This is a genomic window from Bradyrhizobium sp. LTSP885 (assembly GCF_000938305.1).
Taxonomy (GTDB): Bacteria; Pseudomonadota; Alphaproteobacteria; order Rhizobiales; family Xanthobacteraceae; genus Bradyrhizobium.
Genome location: NZ_JYMT01000021.1, coordinates 441,155 through 456,092 on the forward strand (window position 1 = coordinate 441,155; position 14,938 = coordinate 456,092).

20 protein-coding genes are annotated in these 14,938 nt (G+C 62.5%); 8 read left to right on the forward strand and 12 right to left on the reverse strand.

What is annotated here, in order from left to right; all coding sequences use genetic code 11:
* Positions 1 to 2: 2 nt before the first annotated feature.
* Positions 3 to 1,115: a M48 family metallopeptidase gene (locus UP09_RS15975; protein WP_044539115.1), complete on the forward strand. Its 1,113-nt coding sequence runs from the start codon at positions 3 to 5 to the stop codon at positions 1,113 to 1,115.
* A 66-nt stretch (positions 1,116 to 1,181) separates the two neighbouring features.
* Here the strand turns inward: UP09_RS15975 and UP09_RS15980 are convergent, their stop codons facing one another.
* Positions 1,182 to 1,550 carry an antibiotic biosynthesis monooxygenase family protein gene (locus UP09_RS15980; protein WP_044539116.1) on the reverse strand — a complete coding sequence of 123 codons (369 nt, stop codon included), beginning with the start codon at positions 1,548 to 1,550 and terminating at the stop codon, positions 1,182 to 1,184.
* 96 nt (positions 1,551 to 1,646) lie between these two features.
* Between UP09_RS15980 and UP09_RS15985 the strand changes: the two genes are divergently transcribed.
* Entirely contained in the window at positions 1,647 to 2,123 is a 477-nt protein-coding gene (locus tag UP09_RS15985) for a MarR family winged helix-turn-helix transcriptional regulator (RefSeq protein ID WP_044539117.1), read from the forward strand.
* 15 nt (positions 2,124 to 2,138) lie between these two features.
* On the opposite strand, the gene UP09_RS15990 is transcribed toward UP09_RS15985, so the two are convergent.
* On the reverse strand, positions 2,139 to 2,366 hold the full coding sequence (locus UP09_RS15990; protein ID WP_044539118.1) for a DUF6894 family protein: 228 nt from the start codon (positions 2,364 to 2,366) through the stop codon (positions 2,139 to 2,141).
* Positions 2,367 to 2,724: 358 nt separating this feature from the next.
* Between UP09_RS15990 and rpsU the strand changes: the two genes are divergently transcribed.
* On the forward strand, positions 2,725 to 3,015 hold the full coding sequence (gene rpsU, locus UP09_RS15995; RefSeq protein WP_044539119.1) for a 30S ribosomal protein S21: 291 nt from the start codon (positions 2,725 to 2,727) through the stop codon (positions 3,013 to 3,015).
* Between the two features lie 116 nt (positions 3,016 to 3,131).
* On the opposite strand, the gene UP09_RS16000 is transcribed toward rpsU, so the two are convergent.
* Positions 3,132 to 3,488, reverse strand: coding sequence for a DUF6665 family protein (locus tag UP09_RS16000; protein WP_044539120.1), 357 nt, complete (start codon positions 3,486 to 3,488; stop codon positions 3,132 to 3,134).
* Between the two features lie 249 nt (positions 3,489 to 3,737).
* On the opposite strand from UP09_RS16000, the gene UP09_RS37660 reads away from it, so the two are divergent.
* Positions 3,738 to 4,022: a DUF6894 family protein gene (locus UP09_RS37660; RefSeq protein WP_156164623.1), complete on the forward strand. Its 285-nt coding sequence runs from the start codon at positions 3,738 to 3,740 to the stop codon at positions 4,020 to 4,022.
* A gap of 51 nt (positions 4,023 to 4,073) precedes the next feature.
* On the opposite strand, the gene UP09_RS16005 is transcribed toward UP09_RS37660, so the two are convergent.
* From UP09_RS16005 to UP09_RS16015, 3 genes are all read right to left on the reverse strand, one after another.
* The gene (locus tag UP09_RS16005; protein ID WP_044539228.1) at positions 4,074 to 4,769 is read right to left on the reverse strand and encodes a Crp/Fnr family transcriptional regulator; all 696 of its coding nucleotides are present in this window, start codon (positions 4,767 to 4,769) and stop codon (positions 4,074 to 4,076) included.
* A 288-nt stretch (positions 4,770 to 5,057) separates the two neighbouring features.
* The gene (locus UP09_RS16010) at positions 5,058 to 6,053 is read right to left on the reverse strand and encodes a LysR family transcriptional regulator (RefSeq protein ID WP_044539121.1); all 996 of its coding nucleotides are present in this window, start codon (positions 6,051 to 6,053) and stop codon (positions 5,058 to 5,060) included.
* Between the two features lie 93 nt (positions 6,054 to 6,146).
* Positions 6,147 to 7,175 carry a MerR family transcriptional regulator gene (locus tag UP09_RS16015; protein ID WP_044539122.1) on the reverse strand — a complete coding sequence of 343 codons (1,029 nt, stop codon included), beginning with the start codon at positions 7,173 to 7,175 and terminating at the stop codon, positions 6,147 to 6,149.
* A gap of 201 nt (positions 7,176 to 7,376) precedes the next feature.
* Here UP09_RS16015 and UP09_RS16020 point away from each other — a divergent pair, with 201 nt between their 5' ends.
* Positions 7,377 to 8,213 carry a PhzF family phenazine biosynthesis protein gene (locus UP09_RS16020; protein ID WP_044539123.1) on the forward strand — a complete coding sequence of 279 codons (837 nt, stop codon included), beginning with the start codon at positions 7,377 to 7,379 and terminating at the stop codon, positions 8,211 to 8,213.
* Between the two features lie 49 nt (positions 8,214 to 8,262).
* On the opposite strand, the gene UP09_RS16025 is transcribed toward UP09_RS16020, so the two are convergent.
* Entirely contained in the window at positions 8,263 to 8,643 is a 381-nt protein-coding gene (locus tag UP09_RS16025) for a VOC family protein (protein WP_044539124.1), read from the reverse strand.
* A 71-nt stretch (positions 8,644 to 8,714) separates the two neighbouring features.
* Between UP09_RS16025 and UP09_RS16030 the strand changes: the two genes are divergently transcribed.
* Positions 8,715 to 8,951: a DUF6894 family protein gene (locus tag UP09_RS16030; RefSeq protein WP_044539125.1), complete on the forward strand. Its 237-nt coding sequence runs from the start codon at positions 8,715 to 8,717 to the stop codon at positions 8,949 to 8,951.
* A gap of 8 nt (positions 8,952 to 8,959) precedes the next feature.
* Here the strand turns inward: UP09_RS16030 and UP09_RS38545 are convergent, their stop codons facing one another.
* The 3 genes from UP09_RS38545 to UP09_RS16040 form a co-directional block, all read right to left on the reverse strand.
* Positions 8,960 to 9,556: a hypothetical protein gene (locus UP09_RS38545; RefSeq protein ID WP_245301982.1), complete on the reverse strand. Its 597-nt coding sequence runs from the start codon at positions 9,554 to 9,556 to the stop codon at positions 8,960 to 8,962.
* 44 nt (positions 9,557 to 9,600) lie between these two features.
* On the reverse strand, positions 9,601 to 10,287 hold the full coding sequence (locus UP09_RS16035) for a Crp/Fnr family transcriptional regulator (RefSeq protein ID WP_044539126.1): 687 nt from the start codon (positions 10,285 to 10,287) through the stop codon (positions 9,601 to 9,603).
* A gap of 420 nt (positions 10,288 to 10,707) precedes the next feature.
* Entirely contained in the window at positions 10,708 to 10,902 is a 195-nt protein-coding gene (locus UP09_RS16040) for a hypothetical protein (protein ID WP_044539229.1), read from the reverse strand.
* 230 nt (positions 10,903 to 11,132) lie between these two features.
* On the opposite strand from UP09_RS16040, the gene UP09_RS16045 reads away from it, so the two are divergent.
* Positions 11,133 to 11,327, forward strand: a complete 195-nt coding sequence (locus UP09_RS16045) for a hypothetical protein (RefSeq protein ID WP_044539127.1) — start codon at positions 11,133 to 11,135, stop codon at positions 11,325 to 11,327.
* Between the two features lie 267 nt (positions 11,328 to 11,594).
* Here UP09_RS16045 and UP09_RS16050 read toward each other — a convergent pair whose 3' ends face one another.
* Positions 11,595 to 12,407 (reverse strand): DUF2927 domain-containing protein, encoded by an 813-nt coding sequence (locus UP09_RS16050; RefSeq protein ID WP_082070148.1) that lies wholly within the window; start codon positions 12,405 to 12,407, stop codon positions 11,595 to 11,597.
* A gap of 81 nt (positions 12,408 to 12,488) precedes the next feature.
* On the reverse strand, positions 12,489 to 13,061 hold the full coding sequence (locus tag UP09_RS16055) for a L,D-transpeptidase (RefSeq protein WP_044539129.1): 573 nt from the start codon (positions 13,059 to 13,061) through the stop codon (positions 12,489 to 12,491).
* A gap of 224 nt (positions 13,062 to 13,285) precedes the next feature.
* Here UP09_RS16055 and UP09_RS16060 point away from each other — a divergent pair, with 224 nt between their 5' ends.
* On the forward strand, positions 13,286 to 14,830 hold the full coding sequence (locus tag UP09_RS16060) for an acetolactate synthase large subunit (protein WP_044539130.1): 1,545 nt from the start codon (positions 13,286 to 13,288) through the stop codon (positions 14,828 to 14,830).
* The last annotated feature ends 108 nt before the right edge of the window (positions 14,831 to 14,938 follow it).

A 14,938-nucleotide genomic window follows, 5' to 3' on the forward strand; every position in this document is an offset into this window, starting at 1 on the left:
GCATGGAGACCGATCCCAGCGAAGCGACCTCTGCCGCGCCGTCTCCGCCGCGAGGCGTCTATTTTGACGGCATGTCGAGTAAGCGGCGCGTCGTCGCGCTCACGCTGTCGGACACGCTTCAGATCATTGAAGACGGCGAGATGCTCGCAGGCTGGGCCTATGCCGACATCCGCCGCGCCGACAGTCCGCCAGGCTTGTTGCGGCTGAGCTGCCTGACTGCGCCGGCGCTGGCGCGGCTCGAGGTCCGCGATCCGCAGCTTGGCTCCGACATCGTCGCGCGCTGTGGCCAGCTGGAGGAGAATCTTCCGAACCGCCGCGGCGTCGCCGCGATCGTCGGCTGGTCGCTCGCGGCAGCCGTGTCGATCGTACTGGTGGTGCTGTTCGGCGTGCCGCTCGCCGCCGACCGGCTGACGCCGCTGGTGCCAGACAGCTTCGAGCGGCGGCTTGGCGACGTCGCCGACGCGCAGGTCAAGGTGATCTTCAACGCCAAACGCTGCGACGATGCCGCGGGACAAGCCGCGTTCGAGAAGCTGGTCGGCGCGCTCAGGGAATCCGCCGGGCTCGACAATTCGGTGCAGTCGGGCGTGCTGGCGACGCCGATCCCGAATGCCTTCGCGCTGCCCGGCGGCAAGGTCTATCTGTTCGACGGACTGCTGGCGAAGGCCGAAAACCCCGACGAGATCGCCGGCGTGTTGGCCCACGAGCTCGGCCATCTTCGCCACCGCGACAGCATGCGCGAGCTGATCCACAATGGCGGCACCTCATTCCTGATTGGACTGCTGTTCGGCGACATCACCGGTTCCGGCGCGCTGGTCTTCACCTCGCGCACACTGGTGACGTCGTCCTATTCGCGCGACGCCGAGACCAATGCCGATACGTTCGCGATCGAGACCATGCACAGGCTCGGCCGGCCGGCGAAGCCGATGGGCGACCTGATATTCCGCGTCACCGGCAAGGAGGGCGGCCACGGGCTCTCGATCGTCTCCAGTCATCCGCTGACCGAGGACCGCCTCGCGCGCATGAGCAAGGCCGACGGCGCAATCACCGGGGCGCCGCTGCTGTCGCCTGCCGAATGGCAGGCGCTGAAGGGGATCTGCGGATCCGGGAAGATCTGATCGCGCGCTTTGTTTGACGCGTTTTCCCAGCGCGAACCGGGATCCACTTCGCTCGAAAACGCTCTGTTACGCAACACAGATGCCGGGCACCGCGATCTTCTCGAACAGATGCGGGGACGCCACCGCAGACGCGGGATAGCTGGAGATTTTCGCCCTGAATTCCGGGTGCGTGAACGCCGCCCGGAAGTCGGCGGTGCTCTGCCAGACCGCATAATTCAGATAGGTCGGATTGTCGCCGATCGCGCGGTGCAATTGGGTCGAGATGAAGCCCGGTTGCTGCTTCATGAAGGCGGCGTCGTCCTGCCAGACTTTCAGGAAGGCCTGCTCGTCGGCCGCCTCGAGCGTGAAGAGGTTCACCAGCACGACAGGGCCGGTCTCGATCCCGATCTGGCGTTCGATCGGGAAGGCGGGGTCGAGGGGGCGCAACTGCGGCATGACAGGGCTCCGTTCAGTTTGGCTGTATGATGTCAATGTGGTATGCTTATGCATATATAATTGACACCATGATGTCAATTTCAATAATGGTGACATATGTCCAGGACCCGACGAACGCCGGCCGGCGACACCCTGACCGGCCTCGTGCTCGACCTGTTCCGGCTCAACAGCCGGCTCCTGACCGCGGGCGACCGCCTGGTGGCCGGGCTCGGGCTGACCAGCGCCCGCTGGCAGGTCCTCGGCGCCATCGTGGAGGCGGAACGCCCGCAGCCGGTGGCGTGGCTGGCCCGCGATCTCGGCGCCAACCGCCAGAATGTGCAGCGGATCGTCAATGACCTGCACAGGGAAGGATTGGTGGCCTTCGAGACCAACCCGCATCACCGGCGGGCGCAACTGGTGGTTCTCACCGAGACGGGAGGCCGGGCCCTCGACGCCGCGATGGCCTTGCAGGTCCCCTGGGTCAACGGTCTCTCGGAGGGGCTCGCGGTCAAGGACCTGGAAACGGTCCATCGGGTGATCGTGGCGCTGCGGACCAAGCTGGAGGGCGACGACGACAGCGAGGAGCCGGCATGAAGGCTTGGCGCGGCCCTAGCGCTTGTTCTCAAAGATGAATGCGGCCTTGAACAGCGCCTCGGTCTCGTTGCGAACCTCGATGGCAACATCCTGCCGCTCGTCGAGCGGCGGCAGGTCCTTGGCGAGGCCGACCAGCGACTGCGCGGCTTCGATCTCGGCCGCGCTCTGATCGGACAGCTCGAGTCCCTGTTCATCCGGGTAGAGGTCTGGCCCGCTTCTGATGTCGAAATAGTAGCGCGTCATGACAGCCTCACCGTCGCAGGCGGGAGCGCACTGTCTCTCAGCCACCGACGCCTGTGGAACCGCAGCCGATGATGCCTATCAACTCCGATATCCTCGCTCGGTTCAAGACCGAACTTGTCCGAACTTGGGCGTCCTGAACCGGCCTGGGCCGCAGATATGGTGTGCGGTCGCGGAAACTCACCTTGCGTCTGCGAAATAAGTATATAGCTTGGCGGAGTTCGATTGGCCTTGAGCCTTGTAGATCGGTCGTAGCGACCCTTTTTCAAAGACATTGTCGGACTAAAAACAGCGAAGTCGTGCGCTCGCGCGGTGGCAGCGCGTAACACTTCGCCTTATGTCAACCGCTCGGAGCAAACGATTGCAGGTACTTGTCCGCGACAACAATATCGACCAGGCGCTCCGCGTTCTGAAGAAGAAGATGCAGCGCGAGGGCGTCTTCCGCGAAATGAAGCGCCGCAGCGCCTACGAAAAGCCGTCGGAAAAGAAGACGCGCGAGAAAGCCGAAGCGGTGCGTCGCGCCCGCAAGCTGGCCCGCAAGCAGGCCATCAGGGAAGGCTTGATCCCGGCGCCTCCGAAAAAGGAGCTTCCGGCGCGCAAGCAGCCGTTGCCTGCGGTCCCCGGCAGCGAACGCCCGGCCAGGTCAGTCTGATTTCAGGGCGCCGTCTGCCGTTAGGCAGCGCGGCGTCCCTCGTCTCCAGCCATCCGCGCACCGATCGGAAGTCCGTTAGGACGACGCTGCTGAAGAACGCCGTCCGGGCCCGAAGCTCAGGCGTTATTCGCGGTCCGCATTGATGTGGCGGGAAGCACCCCCATGCACTGCTGCACCTCGCCCGGCACGTGATAGGTGCGCATGATGGCGCGGCTGTCGCGCAGGCCACACGCCTCGCGCTGTACCACGAACATCCAGAGCGCGTGGCCGGCCTGCATCACCAGGGCGCGTCGTGCCTGCTGCACTGAGGCCGGTGCGCCGGAACGCTGATGAGCGGTATCGAACTCCTGCAGCGCAGCGAGTGCCTTTTCCAGTGCTCGTCCCATCCGTCCGAGTGCTGAGGCCGTCTCCTGGGCGATCTCATAGTTGAGAACGTCGACGGGAGTGTGATGAAAGCGGAAATCGCGGGACATCTGAGTTCAGTTGGGTCGCATGCGCTACGATATCGGCCATTGTCCTGGCTTCGTCAGCGGGTTGTCAATGGATCCTGTCTTGACGCCTGTCCAAAGCTTGACGCTTGTCCAAAGCTTGGCATTCGGTGCTCAGTCTCCGCTTTGAATTGAATCATCTGGTCCATTTTAGGTTGTGTTGAATATCCGAGATAAGATAACATGTGAACCATTGCGGCCCCTCACCGCGTCGACCGGTGATTGAGGGGCGTTGTGCTCCCGCGCTGGCTGGTGATGGCAGGAATGCACGGTTCCAATCCTACCGCTGCTCCGTATCGGTTTCGAATTTTGGCCAATGGGGTCGAAACGCACCGGGCGGAAACCGTTGCCAGCAACGATCCGGAAGAACTCTGGCATGAAGCCGCAATGTCGGCGTGCGACATGATCCGCAACATGTACGGACGAATAGAGCCAGGTCTGGACTGGCGCTTTGAAGTCACCGACGGCACCGGCAAAGTAATCAGTCTGTTTTCGTTCAAGGCGGAGATGCCGGCTTGAGGCGGCCGCTTCAGTTGGCGAACGGCTCAGCGCGAACCAAAGGCGATGATGTTAATCGCGGCGTCCGTTGAGCAGCCGCTCGTAATGCAGCTTGACCGTGCCGTAGCATTCGCACGCGCTCTCCCGCAGACCGTCGGCGTCGAGAATCTGAATCTTGCCGCGGGCATATTTGATCAGGCCGGCGGCTTGTAGCGTGTGCGCCACGACGGTCACGCTGGTGCGCCGGACGCCCAGCATCTCGGCGAGGTATTCTTGCGTGAAATTCAGTGTGTCGCCTTCCGACAGGTCCCGGGCGCGCAGAAGCCAACGGCACAGCCTGGCCTCGACCATATGCGTGGCGAAGCATGCCGCGGATTGTTGAGCCTGGGCATACACGGCCTGCTCATGACGAATCAGCAGCGAAAGCAGGTTCGGACTTTGCAGGGCAGCAGACTTCAACGCGTCGATATCGCAAACGATGATGTCGCCATCCAGCTGAACGATTCCGCGGCAGAGCGATATGTTGCCGTCAAGTGCCGCGGATGCCCCGACAACGCCATCCGAGCCGACCATGGCAGCCTCGACCATTTCACCGGTCGAAAGCGTCACCACCAGTGACACAACCGCACCGATCGGGAAGTAGACGTTCTTGATCTTCTGATCGGTCTCGAACAGCACCGAATGCTGCGCAAAGGCCGCTGTTTTTAAATGGGGTTCAAGGCGTTCGAAGTCGGCTCGGCCGACCTGCTTCAGCAGAAGGTTCTTCATCATGCGTTCCCGGTGACAGGCGGGAGCGCGGAGAACTCTCAGCTATCGGTGCCCTAGCGGATATCCGATAATTCCGGCACAGTAAGAGCCCTACCGTACATTGCGAGTCTTTATTTCGTTCTGTCCGCTTTGGCAAAAGCGCCAGAGTCAGATCGCTGGCGACCTTTTGCGTTGTCTTCCATCTTGCGTGCATATCCTGCACTGGTGCGCAACGCAGCATGTCGCGCAGGCGAACATGCGACCGCGCCTCGATCAGCACTGCAGATGTGTGAGCACGCACCCGCTCGACTACGGGTTCTTTGCCACTTTCCGCGATCGCGCCGGCCCGGCTCCCGCAACCGCCGGCTTGAGATTCCACACCGCCCGCGCGGCAGCGAACGCTTGTGCGATCGCAGGCTCGTAGCGCCGCGTCGCGAGACAGGCGAAGCTGAGGTCGCAACTGATCTTCACCTTGTCAGCGACCACGAAATTATGCGGACGCGACAGCCGCGGCGCGAGCACGATGTCGCGCGCGAGGCTGAGGCAGATGCCGGACTCGACGAAGTCGATCATCGCTTCTTCCTGATCGGTATAGGCAATGCGCTTGGGCAAGGGGCCGAGCGGTCGGAAGATGTCGTCGAGCAGCCGCCGGTGCCCGGAATGCACCGGTGTCGCGAGCCAGGGCAGATGGGCGAGCTCGGCCCAACCCTTGCCGATCACCCGATTGCTCCAGTCGATCGGCGCGATGACGCGGTAGTCGTAGCTCAACAGCGGCGCCAGCTGATAGCAGCCATCCTCGATGCTGCGCTCGGCGAAGCTGCGGTGCACGAGCTGGTCCGGCGGCGTCGCATCGACATAATAGCCGACATCGAGCTCACCTCTGCCGATCTGCGCGAGCACGTCGTCGCTGACGCCATGGCGCAGGAACACCTCGGTCCGCTGCGCCGATGTGGCGAGGCTGCGCACGAATGGTCCGAGCCTGGTGAATTCCGGATCGAGGATGGTGCCGACGCGCAGCGTGCCGCGCTGCGCCTCCTTCAGCGCTTCCGCAGTCGCCTTGAAATCCGATGCCGCCGCCACCGCTCTGTGCGCCAGCGGCAGCAGTGTGGCGCCGGCTTCGGTGAGCGTGAATCCACCAGGGGTGCGGTTGAAGAGCAACAGGCCGGTGCTCTCCTCGAGTCCCTTCAATTGCAGGCTGACGGCCGGCTGCGTCAGCTTCAGCACCGATGCGGCGCGCGATACGGTGCCTTCGCGGGCGACCGTGATGAAACAACGCAGGGCTTGGGTTCGGGGGAGATCGCTCATTAGGCGGGCTTATAACACACTTCCGATCCGCGCATCTGTCCGGAACCGTGCGTTAAAGTCGCGGTCTGGAGCGGGCGAAGCCCGCAGTTGTCGTCAACCCGGCCGCCACGCGATAACGCCTTCGGTGCGTGCGCGAACCTCCGGCGAGGCGAGGCACGTTGCAACCGCCTCATAGCCGGGCGCGCCGGGGACCGGCGTGACGGAGATCGGCGGGCTGTGATTGGCGGGACACAGGATGACCGCCTCGTCATCACCGACAGCATCGAGGTCGAGGATTGCGCTGGAGCGGGTGAGGAAGAACAGCGGCCGCGCACGCGGCCCGCGACGGCGCAGGCTAGCGATCAGGGCCTCCTGGGTCGCCGTATCAAGCTCCTGTTCCAGCATGTCGACCACAAGGATCGCGGGGCCATCCGCCTCCAGCGCCGCGAGCAGCGCGATCAGCGCCGGTGATTCTGCGGCGCCGTCGGCCATGAGCGCGGCCAGGCTCTCGTCGACCCGGGCCTTCAAGGCCGGCTCGGCATCGAGGCGCGCGCGAGCGGCCGCACCGCCGTTTGCAGCGCGCTCCAATCCGACGAAGGCGGCATCGGGCAGGGTTGCCGCGAGACGCTGCGCGAGCCGCGTCTTGCCGCTGCCGAGCGGCCCGACGATGTAAGTCAGCAACCTGATGTCGCGCAGCTCGAAGCGCTCGCCGCCCCAAGGCCACGGCAGATCGAATGCGACGCTGACGGCCGGCCGCGTCCTGACTGCGCCGATGATGTCGCGCGTCGCGGGCAACTTACCGCGGCCGAGGTCGGCGCGCAGGCGGCGGATTTTTGCGATGCTGTCGCCGGACTGACGGATGCGTTCTTCGAGCGCGCTCTCATGCGCGGCCAGCACGCGGGCGAGGATGTCCGCATCGCCGCGAAGGATCCGCGCCACTTCACCGAGGCTGAGGCCGAGCGCGCGCAGCTCGACGATCTCGGCGCCGCGGGCCATCTCGGCCGAACCATAAGCGCGCCATCCCGCCGGCGTGCGGACCGGTGCGATCAGGCCGCGCTCTTCGTAGAGACGCAGCGCTTTCGCTGATATGCCGAGCTGCCTCGCAGCTTCGGACGGGCTCAAGAATCTTGCGGCAGCATTCATCGAATCACCTCGCATCGTCTGACCGCTCCCTCTATGGAGGCGGCCCCAGGGGCCAGGTCAAGCCGCTCCGCCCGCTTTCGTGCGCACAACGGATTCCATGTCCGAAAGCGCGAACAACGGACATCGTCGGACTGGCTCACGTGGTCCGTTTCGTGCCAGGATTTTGAGGCAGCAGGTGAACAGGAAAACAGGATCACGAGCATGACGGTTCTTCGAATCGCCGCATTTTCGGACGGCAATCAAGGGGGTAATCCTGCCGGGGTTTGGATCGGAGAGGATTTGCCGCCTGCCGCGGAGATGCAAGCGATCGCAGCGGACGTCGGGTTTTCGGAAACGGCCTTCGCGGCTCCCGCGGATGGCGCTTGGCGCGTTCGGTATTTCTCGCCGCTATGTGAAGTGCCGTTTTGTGGACACGCCACCATCGCTCTGGGGGCAGCTCTTGCACTTCAACGCGGCGACCAAACTTTTGAACTGAGGCTGAATAGCGCGGATATCTCGGTCGCCGGCCGCCGCGACGGCCAAACAATTGCAGCCGCGCTTCAATCACCGCCGACACGTAGCGCACCCATCGATCCCCTGCTGCAGGCGGATTTGCTGCAACTTCTCGATTATTCCATCGACGATCTCGACTTGAATATTCCGCCCGCAAGGATTCACGGCGGAGCCGACCACGTCGTCCTGGCCCTGAAAACGCGCAACGCGCTTGCTCGCATGAGCTATGACCTCAAGCGCGGCCGAGATCTCATGGAGAAAGCCGGACTAATTACGATCGCGCTTGTTACGGCAGACAACCCGCAATTGTTCCATGTCCGCAATGCGTTTGCAGTCGGAGGCGTATCGGAGGACCCGGCAACAGGTGCAGCCGCCGCTGCGTTTGCCGGCTACTTGCGCGATATCGGTTGGCCGCACGGGGGCGTCATCAATATTGTTCAAGGCGAAGACATGGGAATGCGATCGCTGATCCGTGCGGAGATCAGCGGGATTGCGGGCAGTTCAATCAGGGTATCAGGGACGGCGCGCCTCATGAACGACGCATGACGTCTCGTTCGGGCCAACAACGAACTCGCGCCCGCAGCAGCGAGCCTGTTCAATTCACGATAACATCGAGGCCGCGGAATACTGCCTCGATGTTGTTGCCATCCGGATCGAGCACAAATGCAGCGTAGTAGCTCGGCTTGCGCAGACCGGGCGCCCCGTTTTCGGTTCCGCCTGCCTTGATGGCCGCGGCGTGGAATGCATCGACCTCGGCTCTGGTTTTGGCCGCAAAGGCGGTATGATTTCTGACGGAGTGTGCGTGGTATCTATCGATCCAAAAAACCGGATAGTCGATGCCGTAGCCGACGCCGTCAGTTCCCAAACCATCGGGCATCTGTGTCACGCGGTGCATGCCCAGCGCCCCCAAGGCGGCGTCGTAGAAGGCGGCCGAACGTCCGACGTCCGCGACTCCAATGCCGGTGTGGTCAATCATCTAGCTCTCCTGTCGTGGGGCCGTTCGGAACATTGCCGGCCGGAGGAACTTGGCAAACTGGAGGTTTGCCAATGCCCCGCTACTTTTTCAATGTTGAAGACGGCCACAGGCTTTTTGATCCAACAGGCTTTGTTTGCGACGGCGATACCGACGCAATCATCAGGGCCGCGGTGCTCGCCATAGGCGTTTCACTCGACAAGCCCGAAGACGACCCTGAGCGCCGCATCGCGATCATCAACGAGGACGGACGCGAGATTGGCAACGTCCCCGTGTATTCCAAGCCCTCATACGAAAACCCGGCCCAATAAGGGGGGCACTACGTCGGCGCTTGCAATTGACCGTGCAGCCACCCGTTCGCCTTGAGGGATTTCATCGGATCGACCAGCCCGACCGTCATCTGATGGACGTGATCGCAAGCCGGGCATTCGAACGTCCGGATATCAAATCCAGATGGGCCGGGCGTAATCCGGGCCAACATCATCCTTGTTTCGCACTTTGCACATGGTGGTCGTGAACTTGGGAACATGGTGCTTCGCCCTGGAACAGGCGGGAGTGCTGCAGAACTCTCAGTCACCGGGTAGGTGCCGGAGCGGGCCGGTGATGGAGCAAGCATGGAACTTTGAAGTTCCGGATGCTGTTCCGTTCTGCTCACTTTTGAAAAGTTAATGATTTCAATTTCAGATCGGACAACGAGCACAAAACGGCCCCGGCGGGGGGAAGTCAGCGCCGGGGCCATCTGGGGGAAACATCGCGGGGGCGGCCCGCGATGTTCGGATGCGAACGGATCACGTCCGGCACGGCAGCGCTGTCCTGTTTTGCTCACTTTCCTTAAAATCTGATCGGTAAGCTCGACCACGCGCTGCTGGACGTGATCGCAAGCAGGACATTCGAATGTGCGGATGTCAGTGGTCATGATGCTTCGCCTTGAATCGGGCGGGAGCGTTGCAGAACTCTCAGTCAAGATACAGGATCGTCGGTTCTCAGCGCCGGTTTATCGTGCAGAACGGCGTTCAATAGCGACATGTGGACGTGAATCTTGCCGTTGTAGCTGATGAAGCCCAATTTTCGAAACTTGTTCATGAAAAAGCTGACGCGAGAGCGGGTTGTCCCGATCATCTCCGCCAACGTTTCCTGACTGAGTTCAATATCGATGGGTTGCGGAACGCCCTCCTTGCCGAAATGGGCGAGAAGCAACAGAAGACGCGCAAGCCGTCGCTCGCTGGAATTGAACAACTGATCGATCAAATCCTCTTCCACGCGACTATTCCGAGTTAAGAGATAGGTGACGAAAAGTTGCGCGAAGCTCGGCTCATTCTTGAGCGCTTCACGCATGGCATCCTTCGATATCGAGACTATTGAGCTGTCTCCCAGCGATATTGCGGTCGCAACGCGAGCCGTATCGCCATTGAGGCATCCCTCGCCGAAAAATTGGCCAGCTTCCATGATAGCCACGACGGCTTCTTTGCCGTGCTCGGATACGACGTGGAGCTTGGCTCGCCCCTTCTGAACATAGAAAATCGATTCCGCCGGGTCGCCTTGCGAATAAATGACGGCGTTCTTCTTAAAGCCAACGGTCGCTTTCCCTGCGCCCGGTGTCGCAAAGTACGTCTCGAAACCGGAGGCAGGGTGCTTCGGCTCTTTCATAAGTGCTCCAGCCGGACCGGGACCGCAAAGGGGACCGCCGCTGCACCCCGATATGTCCGGTTCCCGACTTATACACCCGTTCTGTGTCTGGATGTGAGATTTCGTCGCCGACTTCCGGGCATTCACGTCGGTTTGACGCCTCGCCCGCTACCTCCGGTGTGCCCAATCAATGGACATCGTTAGAGTGGCCCGGTCGGTCCGCTTCGGGCCGACTGGCGACATTGCTAGCTGCGCCTGAGGCGGGTTATTCGTCCCTCGGCATGCGCGCGTAAGCAAAAAAGCTTTGATTGGCTCGACTATCCATCAGGGTACCGCACTTCTCACAGGTTACGCTACCAGTGGGTCGTTCGGTCACGGTGACTTTGTATTTGGCCCCGCAACCGCATTCGTGCGTTCCCGTCCGCCATTCCACGAATTCGGTCATGCCAGGAATATGCGCTGCGGCTTGTGGTCGAACGTAGTTATCTTTCGGATTTGTTGCCAAAGCTCGACATGATAGCCGTCGACCATTCGCTTTGCCTGCTTAAGGGCTGTTTTGTCATCCGGGCATTCGAGCGGAACTGAGCTTTGAAACCTGCCATCCGAGTCGAAGATATGCGCGCGATATTGCGACATGTCGCTGATCCCTTTGAAGAGGCGGGAGCGCAAAACTCTCTGTCACCGAATGATGCCGAGGGCCGGGCGGTGATGTGTTTCATATGGTGACCAGGCTTGTTCAAAACAGGCAGCGGCTCGCGGTTCAAATGGAACAACCAGCATCCGCCCACACCATTCCGTGACATCCGGGAACGGCCTGGAGTCTGGGGTATTGTCGCGTGCTGGGAGCTGGACTTAAGGAACCTAAAATGGCGAATAGCGAACACAACAAGGCCGCCGAACTTCACGAAACTGCGGCAAAGTCGCACCGCGCCGCCGCTGATCAGCACAGCAAGGGCGACCACTCCAAGGGCGTGGAGCAGTCGAAGAGTGCTCAGCAACATTCTCAGAGCGCAGGCAAGCAAAGTGATCAGGCCCACGCCAAGAGCCAACAGCAGAAGTAAATAAGAAGGCCCGGAATAAGAAGAAGGCCCGGCTCGTTGCCGGGCCTTTTCATGCTGAGACGAACCGAAATCGCCCGCGTCTGCGGGCCGTGCGGCGTATGCGGGCCGATGGATTGCTTCGTCGCTATCGCTCCTCGCAATGACGGCATTTGACGTTGGAGCGCGCAACAAATTCAGCGTCGTCCCGGCCCCCCGTGCGCAATTGCGCACTAGGCCGGGACGACGTGGAATTGGTGGCACGCGACACGCCCAAACCAACAACCCACCTCACTCCAGATGATTCACCTGCTTCACCCAGGCCCGCACATCCGTGAGCACATCAGGCAGCACGGCCTTGACCTCCTGCACGGTCATGCCGGCCTTGATGCGGGGGTCGTAGAGCAAATTGAGCAGATACTGATCGTAGACGTCGAAAAAGCCCATCGAGACGCTGTCGTTGAACATGGTCCACGGCACGCTCGCGGTGTCGTTGATCGGGCCGAGCGACTGCAGCAGCTCTTCATAGGCGCAGTCGAGAAAGACGAAATCGCCATTGTCGACGGTGAGGATCACGTCGGAATGCTCGATCTCGTAGCTGTCGTTCTTGCGGAAGCCGGACAGGCATTGCGGGTCGAGCGAAGAGCGGATCTCCCCGGCGCGCTCGCGGCCGTAGAAGGTCGCGATGGTGCGGTTGAGGTCGTGGTCGCGCACCATCTTGACCCGCACATTGGCGGCTTCGCTGTCCTCGGTCATCGCGATATCGAGATGCTTGATCCTGGTGCCGATGTCGGCGACGACCTTCGCGAGCTGGGCCTTGCGGTCGGCGCGGTTGCCGTCGGCGAATACGCGCACCGGGCTGTCGTATTTGCGGATGCGGTCGACGCGACCGGCGAGATGATATTCGGCGCCGAACGCGGTCTTCAGGAAGCCGTCGACGATCTCGCTGTCGGTGAAGACCTTCTTCTCGGTGCGCTGGCGCGCGGCGATCGCCGGAATCTCGGCTGCGACCGCGGGTGCGATGGCATCCACAAAGGTCGCAACAAGCGTAGCAGCAAGCGCCACGGCGAGACGAGGCAGGATCTGAGATCGGTGTCGGCGCATTCGAACGACGCTGCCGCAAGGCTTGCAGCAGCGCAAGGCCATATCAGCCGTCGCGCTGGCGCCCCCTCGAGATCGACGCGATCAGTTCTTCACGACGACGGTGGCGCCGACCGAGACGCGATCGTAGAGGTCCTTGACGTCGTCATTGGTCATGCGGAAGCAGCCCGACGAGACCGCCTGGCCAATCGTCTCGGGCTCGTTCGAGCCGTGGATGCGATACAGCGTCGAGCCGAGATACATCGCGCGCGCACCGAGCGGGTTCTCGATGCCGCCGGCCATGTGGCGCGGCAGATCGGGCCGGCGGCGCAGCATATCCGACGGCGGCGTCCACGACGGCCATTCCTTCTTGGCGGTGATGCGGTGGGTTCCGCCCCAGCGGAAACCGTCGCGGCCGACGCCGATGCCGTAGCGCAGCGCCTGGCCGCCCGGCAGCACCAGATAGAGCCGGCGTTCGGCGGTGTTCACCACGATGGTGCCGGGGGCATATTCGGTCGCGTAGTTGACCGTGGTGCGTGGGATCGTGCTCGCGCCGCTGCCGAAGAAGTTCGGTCCACCGCCCATGATGTCGCGGGTGTCGCCAAAACCTTCGGCCTGAACCTGGCCGGCGCCTGCCAGCAAGGTGAGCGCGGTAAACATCAGGGCAATCGGTCGCATCGTTATCGTCCTCGGCGAACCATCAAGTATCTACCAGAGAGGCCACAATCGCCGGCCTTTCGCAAGCGACGAAGCCGTGACATCAGGCACTTTCAGACAACACGGTTTAAAAGGCAACAGACCGTAAGCGATACCAGCATTGCCCGGCTAAACCTTTGACGAAGTGGACGAACAATGGTTGATCTGAGCCCGATCTCAAGAACATCTCTGAAGGGAGCGAGAGCATGAATGGTGCGGAAAGCCTGGTGCGGACGTTGGTCGCAGGCGGCGTCGATGTCTGCTTCACCAATCCGGGCACCTCGGAGATGCATTTCGTCGCCGCGCTGGACAAGGTCCCGGGCATGCGTTGCGTGCTCGGCCTGTTCGAGGGCGTGGTGACGGGGGCGGCCGACGGTTATTTCCGCATGAAGGGCACGCCGGCTTCGACGCTGCTGCATCTCGGGCCCGGCCTCGCCAATGGTCTCGCCAATCTGCACAACGCCAAGAAGGCCAATTCCGGCGTCGTCAACATCGTCGGCCAGCACGCGACCTATCACATCGAATACAACGCGCCGCTGACCTCCGATATCGAGGGCCTGGCACGGCCGATGTCGGCCTGGGTGCGCACCTCGCCGGATGCGAAATCGGTCGCCAGGGACGGCGCCGCCGCGATCGCCGCCGCCAGCGGTTCGCCGCCGCAGATTGCGACCTTGATCCTGCCCGCCGACACCGCGTGGAACGAGGCCGACGGCGTGGCGCAGGTGCCGGTGGACTCCCAGCGTGAGAGCTATTCTCCGCAGGCCGTCGAGAATACCGCAAAGCTGCTGCGCAGCGGCGAACCGACATTGCTGCTGATGACCGGCAGCGCGGTGACCGAGCAGGGGCTGGCGCTGGCGGCGCAGATCGCCGGCAAGACCGGCTGCAAGGTGATGGGTCCGCTGGCCAGCCCGAGGATGGCGCGCGGACGCGGGCGGTTTTCGATCGACCGGGTGCCTTACGTGATTGAGCTGGCGCAGGCGGCGCTGAAAGGTTTTCGGCACATCGTTCTGCTCGAAGCCAACGAGCCCGTGGCGTTCTTCGCCTATCCGAACAAGCCGAGCCTGCTGAAGCCGGAAGGTTGCGATATCCATCGCATGACCGTGAGCGGGGAGAACTCGGTGGCGGCGCTGGAGGCGCTGGCCTCGGCGCTCGGCGCAAAGCCTTCCGATGTGAAGCCGCAGGCGGCGGTCGAGCTGGTCAAGCCGACCGGTGCCTTGAACCATGCGTCGATCGCACAGGCGATCGCCGTGGCGATTCCCGACAACGCGATCCTGGTCGACGAATCCATCACGACCGGGCGCGGCTTCTTTCCGGTGATGGCGGGCGCCGCCCCGCACGACTGGATTCAGAATCTGGGCGGCTCGATCGGCTACTCGACTCCGGTCGCGACCGGCGCGGCGGTGGCCTGTCCGGACCGCAAGGTGATCTGCATGGTCGGCGACGGCAGTGCGATGTACACGATCCAGTCGTTGTGGACGCAGGCGCGCGAAGGGCTCAACGTCCTCACCATCGTGTTCGCCAACCGGATCTATCAGATCCTGCGCGGCGAGTTCGATGGCGTCGGCGCCGGCGAGCCGGGCAAGCGCGCGCAGGACATGCTGAAGATCGATCGCCCGACGCTGGACTTCGTCGCGCTCGCCAAGGGCATGGGCGTGCCGGCCCGCGCAGTGACGACCGCCGACGAGTTCAACAAGGCGCTGGCGGACGCCATCGCCGAGCCGGGGCCGCGGCTGATCGAAGTGCAGATGTAGGATTTTCAGAGCATGATCCGGAAAGGTGGAAGCCGGTTTTCCCCTGCGACAAACGCGAAGCGTTTGCGCTGAGATCATGCTCAACTAAAAACGGCCGCGGCGGCGGCG